12 protein-coding genes are annotated in these 10,773 nt (G+C 64.7%); 1 reads left to right on the top strand and 11 read right to left on the bottom strand.

The genetic code is table 11. The annotated features are described in order from the left end of the window. Positions 1-383 (top strand): hypothetical protein (locus tag AAIO73_RS16835; RefSeq protein WP_345879526.1); only part of this gene is annotated, 383 nt, incomplete at its 5' end. A 416-nt stretch (positions 384-799) separates the two neighbouring features. Here the strand turns inward: AAIO73_RS16835 and AAIO73_RS16830 are convergent. From AAIO73_RS16830 to AAIO73_RS16780, 11 genes are read right to left on the bottom strand one after another with little or no spacing between them, the layout of a single operon-like run. Beyond that, complete coding sequence (locus AAIO73_RS16830; RefSeq protein WP_345879524.1) at positions 800-961, bottom strand: hypothetical protein; 162 nt, start codon at positions 959-961, stop codon at positions 800-802. Beyond that, positions 958-1,287: a hypothetical protein gene (locus AAIO73_RS16825; protein WP_345879522.1), complete on the bottom strand. Its 330-nt coding sequence runs from the start codon at positions 1,285-1,287 to the stop codon at positions 958-960. The genes AAIO73_RS16830 and AAIO73_RS16825 overlap by 4 nt, the downstream gene beginning before the upstream one ends. After that, positions 1,284-1,955: a glycoside hydrolase family 19 protein gene (locus AAIO73_RS16820; RefSeq protein ID WP_345879520.1), complete on the bottom strand. Its 672-nt coding sequence runs from the start codon at positions 1,953-1,955 to the stop codon at positions 1,284-1,286. The genes AAIO73_RS16825 and AAIO73_RS16820 overlap by 4 nt, the downstream gene beginning before the upstream one ends. Continuing rightward, entirely contained in the window at positions 1,952-2,404 is a 453-nt protein-coding gene (locus tag AAIO73_RS16815) for a hypothetical protein (RefSeq protein WP_345879518.1), read from the bottom strand. The genes AAIO73_RS16820 and AAIO73_RS16815 overlap by 4 nt, the downstream gene beginning before the upstream one ends. Then, complete coding sequence (locus AAIO73_RS16810; RefSeq protein ID WP_345879517.1) at positions 2,401-2,583, bottom strand: hypothetical protein; 183 nt, start codon at positions 2,581-2,583, stop codon at positions 2,401-2,403. Before AAIO73_RS16810 ends, AAIO73_RS16815 begins: the two co-directional genes overlap by 4 nt. 3 nt (positions 2,584-2,586) lie before the next feature. Continuing rightward, the gene (locus AAIO73_RS16805) at positions 2,587-4,695 is read right to left on the bottom strand and encodes a hypothetical protein (RefSeq protein WP_345879516.1); all 2,109 of its coding nucleotides are present in this window, start codon (positions 4,693-4,695) and stop codon (positions 2,587-2,589) included. Next, the gene (locus AAIO73_RS16800; RefSeq protein WP_345879515.1) at positions 4,676-5,137 is read right to left on the bottom strand and encodes a hypothetical protein; all 462 of its coding nucleotides are present in this window, start codon (positions 5,135-5,137) and stop codon (positions 4,676-4,678) included. The genes AAIO73_RS16805 and AAIO73_RS16800 overlap by 20 nt, the downstream gene beginning before the upstream one ends. After that, complete coding sequence (locus AAIO73_RS16795) at positions 5,130-5,729, bottom strand: hypothetical protein (protein WP_345879513.1); 600 nt, start codon at positions 5,727-5,729, stop codon at positions 5,130-5,132. The genes AAIO73_RS16800 and AAIO73_RS16795 overlap by 8 nt, the downstream gene beginning before the upstream one ends. 24 nt (positions 5,730-5,753) lie before the next feature. Then, positions 5,754-8,222: a hypothetical protein gene (locus AAIO73_RS16790; protein WP_345879510.1), complete on the bottom strand. Its 2,469-nt coding sequence runs from the start codon at positions 8,220-8,222 to the stop codon at positions 5,754-5,756. Continuing rightward, positions 8,219-10,072, bottom strand: a complete 1,854-nt coding sequence (locus AAIO73_RS16785) for a hypothetical protein (RefSeq protein ID WP_345879508.1) — start codon at positions 10,070-10,072, stop codon at positions 8,219-8,221. The genes AAIO73_RS16790 and AAIO73_RS16785 overlap by 4 nt, the downstream gene beginning before the upstream one ends. Further along, positions 10,072-10,734 (bottom strand): hypothetical protein, encoded by a 663-nt coding sequence (locus AAIO73_RS16780; RefSeq protein WP_345879507.1) that lies wholly within the window; start codon positions 10,732-10,734, stop codon positions 10,072-10,074. The genes AAIO73_RS16785 and AAIO73_RS16780 overlap by 1 nt, the downstream gene beginning before the upstream one ends. Between the last annotated feature and the right edge of the window lie 39 nt (positions 10,735-10,773).

Genomic DNA, 10,773 nt, shown 5'->3' with positions numbered 1-10,773 from the left:
GCGTGGAGAGCGATGTGATCGTAACCCAGGCTGATCGAGAGGCGTTCGCGCGTCTGGACGATTGGGAACCCGGTTCGATGGGCTGGAACATGATCGTTCATCCGACAGGCCCGGACTGTGTTGGAGCCGTCGCTTTCGCCAAGCACCGGTTGGCGGCGCATGGTCGGGCATGGTTTCCCCACAAAGACTTTGCGGGCGAGCCTATGCAGGAGGGTCAGTTCCGCGAGCCTTACCCGATGGCGGAAGAATGGCAGGCAATGCAGACTAAAGTCCATGCTGCGATCGTCGCGTGGTGTGAAGGCGGGCCGATCCATCCGCATCGCCTCGCTGGACTAGCCGGCCATCTGACCACTGCAATTATCACTCAGGAAGTGAAGCGGTAGCTGCGGGCCGGACTCGAAACCGGCTAGGTCTGGTTGTCGGGGGCTTGCGTGCACACTCACCCCGAAGCTAGCAATGAGGGGCTCACCCCGCGTGTCCATCCACGCCGCCGCAGCAATTTCCACCTACCACACCCCGCCCCGTTGACAAAGCGGAACTTGCGGTTTTGGGCGAGTCGTGTAGGGTGGTGGGGCTGCGGACACAGCGGACAAGGCTATGGCCCGTAAAAGCACGCTGCTGAGTGTGGGAGGTAACCCTGGTAGGGCGTCCCGCTTGTACCACGCCAGTAGAAGCTCAGCCGGGATGGGAAGCGAGTGGCTGACCAGTCCGCAGCACAGGGCGTGACCCGAGAAGAACGCACGACCCGGTCGTATGGATTGGGGATGACTGCGGGCCGGTGAAACTCCGGATAAGCGCCCTACTTCTTCCCCGCCGCCGCTACGATGATCGGCACGACCTTCGGCGCGAGCTTGCGGAAGAGGCCCGGTGCCAGCAGGCTCGCGATCGCCAGCGCGGTTTCGGGGTTCTCCTTGGCGGCCTTCACCACCGAGCCGGCGGCTTTCTTCAGGTTGATTTTCACCGTACTTCCTCCGTTGCGATAGGATCGTCGGGCGTGCCGAGCGGGCGATTGGCGGGCGTCGCGGCAATGGCGTCGCGCACCGTGTCGAGCGCCTTGCTCTGCGTCTCGATGCGCGCCTGATCGGTCGCGTTCTGCCGGAACAGCAGGGCACCGATCGCGCCCAGCAGGCCAGCGAAGGCCACCACCGACTTGTCGGCAATGTCGATCAGGCCAGCAGGTAGCGCTTCGCCACGGATGCCGCTGACAGCGATCGGCGCGAGGGCGACCAGCGTGGCGGCGACGACGACGGCCAAGAAGGCGCGGTACTGCATTTCGGTCGCGTTCATCGCAGCACCTCCAGCAGCTTGGTCCGCAACACGTTGACATGCGCCAGACCGATCGTTCCGCCATTCGTGATGCGCCGCGCGCCGTCCGTGTCCCCGCGATCCAGCGCCGCGAACACCTTGCGGTCCTTATAGAAGTCGCAGGCCAGTAGCAGGCTGAGCGCGGGCACAGCGGCAAGGTCCGGGTCGGTATCCAGCCCTAGCCCGAGACGCCGATCCGCCGCCTCATAATTCGCGCGACCGGTCAGTTGCAGCATCCCCCTGCCCCGGAACGCCCAGCCATCCCCCGGCTGCGTGTTGCCCATGCGGCCATCATAGACCCGGCTTGCGATCATCTCGGGCTTGCGGGCGACGGTCGCCGCACTAGCGGGCGTGAAGCGCGACGGCCACGTCCGCACCAGCGCCTCGCTGCTGTAATTCAGGTTCTCGACGAACACCCGGTAGCCGCCCGTTTCATTCGCCGTCTGGGCGAAGAAGTCGGCAAGGCGGGTTACGGACTGGTCGACGCCATATGCCGGCAGATGGACGACACAGGCGTTGGCAAGCGACTTGATGACCGCAGCGTCAGCGTTCGGACCGACAACCCGCAGCAGTGCCGTATAGGTGCCGCGACCGGGGATGCCGTCTGGCGTGACGCCTAGCCGCTTCTGGGTGGCTTTCCAGTCGATCATTCCCCGCCCTCCTTGACCGGCGTCACAGGCGCGACCGGGCTAGGCGACGCGGCCACGATCCGCGCCGCGCGAATGGTCGCCTTCTCCACCGCCGTGTCCGTCTTGTGCTGCGCCCGCATGGCTCGGATGCGCGCGACATGCTCCGCGGCCGCTTCCGGCTTTGCCTCGATCATCATCAAGAGCGCTTCGAAGGCCGTCGTCACGTTATTCAGCTCGTGCCGCAGGATGCCGATTTCGGCCTCGTACGACACCCTCTGCTCGTCTATCTTGGCTTCCAGTTTCTCGATACGCGACACGCGCCTGTCCCCCAACGCCATCTTCGCGCGCAGGCTTGCGTCCACGATCGCCGGCCACCCCTTAATGATTGCGAGAATGACGGAGCCGGCCAGCGCCCAGCCCCACGGTGCGCGCTCGAAGCTGCCGGCGATTGCGGTGGCGAAGGTGGTCATGGCGCGGATTCGATGCGGATGCTGGGCCGAATACGCGGGTTGATGCGGCCGCTGTCCGCAGCAAGGCGCGCTTCGGCATCGGCCTGGGTGTCGAACCGCAAGCCGCCCTCACGCACCCAGCGCCCTTCGCCTGCGTATTCGTGGATCATTCCGGAAATGTCGCAGATGATGCGGTACATGGCTTATCCTTCGAAGAGGCCGTGGCCGGTGGACGCGATCACCCCAGCACGCAGGGCGTTCAGCAGCGTGATTGCGGTGGCAAGATCGGTTGCGGCGGGGGGCAAGGCCGCTTGGCGGGGCTTCACGACGCGCGTTCCACCGACCTGAAGCCCGACAGCGCCGCCGATCGAAATGCCGTCGTTGTTCCAGACGCCGAATAGCGCTCCCGTGCGCGGATTCGCACCGGGCGAGAAGGTGTAATATTCCATCTGCGACCCGCGCCGCACCATCGCACTGCCGGGTGCAGACGTGTCGTCGAGATTGCCCATCACCACGTCGGACGTGCCAAGGAACAGCTTGACGTTGGTGCTGTCTACCCACGTATCGCCGCGATACTGAATGCCCTGTCGGTGCAGCTGTCGCCATCCGACATTCTGCCATGCTGCACCGGCGCTGCCCGCCGAACCGATATGCAGCGGCTCGCGCGTGCTGTTCGACTCGGCGAACTTGAAGATGCTGCCTGTACCAGCCATTCCCCGGAAGCGCGGACCGGACGCGGCGTAGGTCACGGTGTTCCACACGACGATGTTGTTGCACGCCCCCATGAACTTGAAGCCGATCCCGGCATCCTCCATGTCACCGCCCAACCACGTCAGGCCGTCGACATTCGTCAACTCAAGATTGCGGCTACCGAACGGGGCCTGCGCGACCGGGTTCGTCTCCGTAATGCAGATGCACGCTTGAAAAATGCGCTCCTTGATGTCGCAGCTGTCTAGGTGGGCCGTCGTCACCGTCGACGTATCCTTGCCGACCATCGCGACACGGTACATCGCCAGCCCTGCGTATCGGTTGACATAGGCCCCGTCGTAGCTGCCGTTGGGACCGGGCGCACCGAGCGTCGTCGACATGATCAATGCGCTGATCGCGGTCGGGTGCAACGAATGAAAGCCGGTCGCGACGGTGTAGAAGTCATTCAGCTTGTTGAACCGCCCCCACCAGCCACCGAACTGGTACAGCCCGACAACATGCGGCCGATACCCATGGTCGAACGTCACATTCTCGCAGACGAAATCCTGAATGCCGGCGGAGTAGATACCGGCCGGACCACCCCCGACGATTTCGATCGTCGGCGGGTCGGCCGGGTCATAGCCGCTGCCCTGCGCGACAACAGCAATCGACGCGATCGTGCCGCCGGCGATGGTCGCGATCGCCGACGCGTCCGGTGTCGAAATATCGGCGTTCGCCGGGCTGTTCTCGATCCGCAACACCGGATTGGTCAGGAAGCCCGAACCGCCGGTGGCGGTGATTGAGACGATCTTTCCATCGACGATAACCGGCGTCAGCACCGGCATCACCGGGGCCGCCGTTAGCGGGTGTTTCTTGAGGATCGATCCCCATGGCGACGTGCCCCGCACGGTACAGCCGTTGCGCTCGACGATAAGCCCATGCTGATCGCGCGGCTCGTACACCGTCGTGATACCGATTTCGATCGCGATGCGCTTCCCCAGCGTCCGCATGGGACGCGTCAGCCGATAGCCCGGCGCATCGCCGAAGACGATCGTACCGCCGGTCGCCTTCACCGCCGCCACTGCGCGCTCGACCGCATCGCTCTCGTCTGATCCGCCATCGCCCTTGCCGCCCGCTGCGATCACGGTGATCCGGTCAATCTGACGCACCCACGCGCCTTCGGAGAGCGGATGGTCGTCGCTCTTGACCACGAACGCGTCGTCCGCGAGACCGGTGTAATCAAGCGCGGTCCAGACCCACGTGTCGCCGTCGTAGATCATGGTGACGTTGGTGATCGGCGCGGCTTTCAACTGGTCGAGCGTTGCGGCGACGTTGCCTGCGGGACCGGGATCGCCCGGCTTGCCTACATACTCCGGCGGATCACCAACGATGATGTCCGACGCTTCCAGCAGCCGCGAGCCAAGCCGAATCTCGCGACGGTACTTCGCGTCGTCGGCGTAGAAGCTGTAATTGCCGAGCGCGTCGACCAGAATGGGGTTGGCCAGCGGACCACCCGACTCAGTGTACAGGGTTGCCAACGCCCCCGCCTGCGTAAAGACGTGGATAGTCGCCCCGAGCACCGGGCGGTTATACTGGTCGCGGACGCTATCGCTGAATGGTGCCATCGTTCGTTCCATATCGGTAGGCTTGCGCGGTCACGTCGGCGGCGGCAGTCTTGCCGTTCGCGTCGGTCACGGTGCAGCGGAAGGTCGCGTCTTGAGAATCGTCCTGAACAGCACTGGTGCAGCGGAAAGCCGTTGTCGCATTGGTCGGGGAGGTGATTTCCCACGATCCCGAAGCATCGACCGTCGTCCACGCGAACGAGAACGGTGTCTTGCCGCCGCTAACGCCTACCGTCGTCGAACCAGTCGTAACGGTCGGGAAGCGCCCGGTGCCAAAGACTGAAGCGGGGTTCGCGGCTGCCATCACGTCGGGCGCTTCCCCGCCGCCGCCGTCCACAGGGCCCGATTCGCCAAAAAACCGAGCGGTCGCCTTCACCAGTCCCGACGCAGTGCGCAGGAACGGCGTGGCGCTCGCAAGGCCCGAAGCGGTGCGGAACTCAGCCATTGGGCTTGAACCAGATATCGCCCGGCTGCGTCGTCGGATCGGTGGTGTATTCGGGTCCGAAGACGCGGCCCGAGGTGTAGGCCGAATTGACGTGATACAGGTGCGATCCGGCACCCTGACGGCCGATGTTGCCCGTCATCGTTCCACCAGCGACCGGCAAGCCATTCGGAATCCCGGTCGCATCCCGAAGCGCCGCAGCGTTCGCGAGCGTCAGCAACTGGCGCCCGAACTCGGTCGTGGCCAGCGCGGCGATGGCCGTCAGGTCGCTGTCCTTGGGCTGGTACAGGTCATCGCCCGCCGCATCGACCGAGGATGGGACGTACGACACCTCGTTGCTATCTGCGTCGCGGACCCGCATCGAATAGTCGGCAGCAGCGGTGTAGACGAAAGCCGGCGAGCGACCGTTGACAATCACCCCGCCCGACGTACGCAGCGGTTGCGCGGCCTCGATCGTGCGTTCCTTGTCCCAGAACACCGCAATCGGCGACAGTTCGGGATCGGAGCCGGCGACGCCGACATAGATCTGGCCAGCGTCCAGCAGCGTGCCGCGACGGTCGAGGAACAGCGGCGTGGGGTTGGCAAGCCTAGTCATGGCGGGTAGCTTCCGTGGATGCGATCATGGCTGCGTGCCTTCCGGTGGGGTCTGGCGGTATCCGTCCTGCCCGTTAGCTACAGCGGCTTCGTCACCACCTTCCTGCGCTGCGAGACGTGCCGGTGCGTTGGCGCTGAACGCTTCTCCGAGGCGTGCTTGAAGGCCAAATATGTCGTTGGCCAGCGCCGGTTCCGCCTTGGCGATGCCAGACAGCCGCCCGACGTGATCGACGAACGCCGCCCCATTGGGCTTCTTCGGAGCAGCAGCGAGCCACTTAGCGAACCGCGTTGACGACAGCACCTTCCCGAAACCGATCTGCGTTCCGGCCGCAACGCCAGCGGCAAGAGGGTTCGCAAAGGCCCACGTGATCAACGCAATGGCATTTGTGCCTATCGACGTTTTCGACGAGTTGGCGAACTGCGACGACGCCTTCATACCGCTCATCACGCGAGCTACGTCGTCCAGCGCCTTGCGATGCTCGCCCTGGAACAGGATGTTCTTAGCGCGCGGGTCCAGCTTGTCCCATTGCGTCGCGAACTCAGCTGGGGAAAACACCTCGCCGCCCTGATCCTGCCGACCTGACGAGGCGCGCCCCAACCGGCTGATGATGGACGCACGCACTGTGTCGGCTTCGTCCGTTGGCAGACTGCGGATCAAGCGACCGAGGCGGTTGCTGTCGGCGGTTGTGCGTGTTGCCCACGTGTTGATCTGCTTCGCCGCGTTTTCCGCGCCCTTTTGGAGATCGTCACCCAGAACATCGGAAAGCACGTTGTCGATACGCCCCTGCCGCCCGCGCCAATACTGGTTTGCCCGGTCAAACGCGGTCAGAGCGCGGTCGCCGGACTTCTGCGCAGTCGCTCGCATGTCGTCGGACAATGCCGAATACAGGCGTCGTAGCGCTTTGTTGCTTAGGCTAGGGCTAAGTGTGGGCTGGCCCGTGATTTCGCCGATAATCGTGCGGAACCGTTTCAGGTCCTGCCACGACAGTTTGCCGCCTTCCATGACGCCCGTCGGACGAGCGGGAGTGCCGGGGATCGGTTCGATATCAACGCCGAAGCCCATGCCCCCCGGCTGTTCCGGCGTCGCCGGCTGAACCTTCTCCTTCGGCGTAAGGGCATCAAGCATCGCCTTCAGTCGTGGGTTCTCGGCCACCAGCTTTGAAAGCTGCGGGTTGCTTTTCATACCTGCGGTCAGTTCCACGAGCGCCGACCGGGTGCTGCTGAGAACCGCATCCTGTTCCGGCGGGATCGGGATCGCGTCGTATAGCGCCGCGCCACGCCGTTCCGATTCCGTCATGAACTGGCGAGCGCCACGCTGGACCGCCTGCCCCACGCCTGCACCATCTGTCACGACGCCCACAGCCTGTGCGATCCGATCGCGAGCCGCCTTCGCGGTGCCGACGATGCGCTGCGCCGCCTCTGACAAGGGAATGCCGCCGAGCGTGACGTTTGCAATGCCAGACGCCATGCGTGCGGCGATCTGCTTGCCCTGGTTGCCCTGCACGTCAGCGGGAAGATATTCGATACCCTGCCGCTCTGCTGCTTGCGCGAACTTTGTCGAATCCGGGATTGGTGCCGCGCGCGCGGCGGCAGCGCGCGCCGCTGATCGAGGTGCGAGCACCTGACCAGCAGCGCCAGCCAAAAAGCCCCCCGCCGCACCAACTGCGCCCTCCGTCAGCGCGCCAGTAGCGGCTTCACCAAAAGAGTCTGCCGAACCGACGCCGTGGGCAACGCCGTACCCGCCGCCTACACCAGCGAGACGGTTGCGAACCGCAATCGATGCAGCGGCGCGCGCCTCGCCGATCGTGGCGCCGGCGCGGAGCGCTTGCTGACCCGCGCGGAAACCAACGCCCTCGATGCCCGCCGGCAACACAAGGCCGCCAGCTAGCTGCCCCCCCATACGCAGGTACGGGCTATCGCGTTCGTCGCCCTGTATGATGCCGTTATTCTCGTCGAGATGGCGGGCAAAAGCATCCGCAAAGGCGGTATCGCTGCTCAGCCAGTCCGCCGTCGCTCCCGCCAATGCGCCAAGCTTCGGCAATGTGCCGAACGTCACGGTGTCACCGAAGCCACGAAGGGCGGCGCCCGTGCCATCTTCCTCGGGTAAGGCGACCGGCTTCAGCTCATAGACCGAGTTTTTATTAACCTGCCCGGTCTGGTCCCGTGCCGCTAAGACAGAATCCAGATTGTTCATCTGGAACCCCTTAGACGCAACGAACTCGCGAACTGCGCTGGCATCCGCGCCGCTCAAAAGCATCTCGCGCACCTTCGCCTCGTCCTCGGGCGACATGCGACTGACCGCTTCACGCGGCAGCTCGTCGGCGAACCCGCCGATCGTCTCATACCCGCCGTCGACAAGACGCGGATCGTCCGCAGGCAGTTCTTCACCGGGGAATACATCGGCGGTTTGCGCACGCGCTGGCGCGGCATCCTTGGCTTTCGGGGCATCGAAAACCGCTTCGTCGTCAATGACGGTGCCGGGCCAATCACTCATCGGCGGCGAACCTTCCCGTCGGGTGCGCGGTACAACGTGCCCGGAGCCAAGCGCATTGCCTCCTGCTTGGTGCGCACGGTCGCAATGCCGCCAGCAGCAATGCCGCCGGTTGCTGCGTCGATCTCATCTGAATTGAAGCCAGCGGCTTTCAGCCGGGCGACCCGACGCGCTAAAGCGGTTTCCGCGACCCTCACACGGCGTTGAAGGTTGCGACGAATTTCGCTTGGCGCCATCCGGGGAGTGACGGTTGTCGAGTCGTACGCCTTCTTCTCGCCATCCGTCAGCGACGCGCCAAACAACTCATTCCGGATCAGGTTGTCCGTTGCGCGGAAGTTCGACCACCAATCACGCTGCCCCGTGGTTCCCAGCCCGGTCAGGCCTTGCAGCCAGTTTTCCGTCTCACCGGTCAGAGTGTTGCCGCCGAAGTCGTCCTTGAACCCGGACAGCGCCGAGCGCAGCGCGGCAACGGTGCTGACCTGCTTTTCGAGCTTGTCAGCGTCGCCTTGGCGCATGACCTTACCACCGCCGGTGTTGGCCTTCGTCTGCCCGCCGAGCGCCGTAATCTGCCCGTTGGGGCCACGCTGATAGCGGACATTGGGGTCAAGGCCTGCTGCCCGGTTCTCCTCCGGCGTCATGACCTGGTAGCCCTGCTTTGGCTGCCCCTGAGCAATCACGCGGACGCCCCCGCCAGTCGTCGCGCCCGGCACGCCAGCAGACGAACCGCCCGGCCCGCCTTCAACGCGCGTGATAGCCGCTGCCAGCTTCGGGATTGCAGCCTTGCCGAGCGGCGCGCGCGGATCAACACCAAGCTCGCGCGCGACATTGCGGACATAGGTGCCGGTGTCGTTCTCCGACGGCGGCGCCCAACGGTTGATGATCTTCTCGACAGTGTTGAACCCGCGATCGATGTAGCTGCTCAGCAACGCGCCCTGTGCGGCCTTGCCGGCTTCGGGAGTCTCGAACACGGCAAACCGGCCATCCGAGCGGACATAGCCGGGCTGGCTACGCGCGAACTGGCTGTCGATGATGTTGCCGGGATTGTTGTTGCGGACGTTGCGGGGCGCGCCGCTTCCACCAGCGCCCCCGCCACCGCCAGATGCTGGACCACCTCCTCTCCCGTTTGGATCGTACTCGACGACCGTCTGACCTTCACCGACGGTGACGGTGCGCGGCGCGAAAGGTGCCGACGCAATCTCGTTCCCATCCTTGTCGTAGCGCTTCGAGCCAGGCGACAGCGTGAAGCCGGCTTCGCCCTTCGACAACTCGCCATAGGTCGACGCGAACTTGTCGGGGCCGGTGACGGCGGCAAGGGAGAAGCCCACCATCACGGCCCCGCGCTTCTGGTCAGCCGGGTCTGGGCTTTCCAGTAGCTTCAGGATTTCTTCGTCCTTCGGGTCAGCCTGCCCATCGGCAGCCTTGTCCGCCTCGATGCGACGGCGGAGCGCAGTCGCGGCAAGGTCGAACCGCCCGCCGTTCGCTGCCGCGTAGATCTGGCCCATGTCCCGCAGGTTGACCGACTGGATACGGCTATCCATGCGGTCCCACGCACCCTTGATCTGGTCGCCATACTGCGGATAGCGGGCGATCAGGCCGGCGATCTGGCGTGGGTCGCCCGACCGGATGACGCCTTCCGCTTCCGCCGAAAATGCCTGTTGCTGCTGCCGCTTCAGTTCCTCCTGCTGCATCTGCGCGCCGATCAGCCGGGTATTGGCCGCAATCTGCTCGTTCTGAAGGCCAAGCTGCTGCGTTTGCAACGCGCCGAGCTGGCGGCGCAGCATTTCCTCTTGATAGTTCGGGACAAGCTGTTGTGCCTGCCCGAGATACCCGGCGAAGTTAACGGGATCGGCCATTAGAACAGCTGCTTCCCGGCTGCCTTCAGACCACTGCTGAGATTCGGAGCACCGGCAAGAGCCGAAACGATATCGTCGAGGAAGCTGCCCGCGTTGTTCCAGTTCGCGGCGTTGATGCCACCACGCAGGAGGTGATTACCGGCCCGCGCCGCGCCCTGCTGACCCAGCAGGTTCACGACATTGCCCGAAGCCTGCGCGCCGAAGCCGGACACGCTGTTCGTCGCGCCCATGCCCATGCCAGCGACGCCGCCAAGGTTCGCAAGCTGCTGCTGAATGGTCGAGGCAAGCGTATCGGCGCCGAAGTCCGCCAGCCCGCGCGCCGTGTTGCCGCCACGGATGCCGCCGGTCGCCGCAGCATTCTGCAACAGCGCTTCTTCTCCGTTCCGGTACAGGCTCTGGTACAGTGGAGAGGTCTTCAGCGCATCGATCGCCATCGCCTGCTGCTCGCCGCCACCCAGCCCGAGCAAGCCAGTCATGCCGGACAGGGCTTGCGTGCCAGCGGTAAGATAGGGCGCGTAATCGGCGCGGGTTACGTCGTACTGGCGGCGCGTTTCCGCAATGCCACGATCCGCCGCCGCGACCATTTCCTTCGTCGCGTAGGCAGACGCCTTCTTCTGCGAGTTACCGCCGAAGATGCCTCCAATCAGGCTAAACAGACCCATCGGGTTAGAGACCTCCGCGCGCCACGCTCGCGAAGGACA

This window comes from Sphingomonas epibiotica, from assembly GCF_039615155.1.
Lineage (GTDB): Bacteria > Pseudomonadota > Alphaproteobacteria > Sphingomonadales > Sphingomonadaceae > Sphingomonas.
Note: the sequence above shows the minus strand (reverse complement) of the source record. Positions and strands in the feature narration are given on the sequence as shown.

Bases quoted from the DNA above. Each gene is read 5' to 3' on its own strand.
- AAIO73_RS16825 (WP_345879522.1), bottom strand. From the start codon at position 1,287: ATGAACGCGACCGAAATGCAGTACCGCGCCTTCTTGGCCGTCGTCGTC.
- AAIO73_RS16820 (WP_345879520.1), bottom strand. From the start codon at position 1,955: ATGATCGACTGGAAAGCCACCCAGAAGCGGCTAGGCGTCACGCCAGAC.
- AAIO73_RS16815 (WP_345879518.1), bottom strand. From the start codon at position 2,404: ATGACCACCTTCGCCACCGCAATCGCCGGCAGCTTCGAGCGCGCACCG.
- AAIO73_RS16810 (WP_345879517.1), bottom strand. From the start codon at position 2,583: ATGTACCGCATCATCTGCGACATTTCCGGAATGATCCACGAATACGCA.
- AAIO73_RS16805 (WP_345879516.1), bottom strand. From the start codon at position 4,695: ATGGCACCATTCAGCGATAGCGTCCGCGACCAGTATAACCGCCCGGTG.
- AAIO73_RS16800 (WP_345879515.1), bottom strand. From the start codon at position 5,137: ATGGCTGAGTTCCGCACCGCTTCGGGCCTTGCGAGCGCCACGCCGTTC.
- AAIO73_RS16795 (WP_345879513.1), bottom strand. From the start codon at position 5,729: ATGACTAGGCTTGCCAACCCCACGCCGCTGTTCCTCGACCGTCGCGGC.
- AAIO73_RS16790 (WP_345879510.1), bottom strand. From the start codon at position 8,222: ATGAGTGATTGGCCCGGCACCGTCATTGACGACGAAGCGGTTTTCGAT.
- AAIO73_RS16785 (WP_345879508.1), bottom strand. From the start codon at position 10,072: ATGGCCGATCCCGTTAACTTCGCCGGGTATCTCGGGCAGGCACAACAG.
- AAIO73_RS16780 (WP_345879507.1), bottom strand. From the start codon at position 10,734: ATGGGTCTGTTTAGCCTGATTGGAGGCATCTTCGGCGGTAACTCGCAG.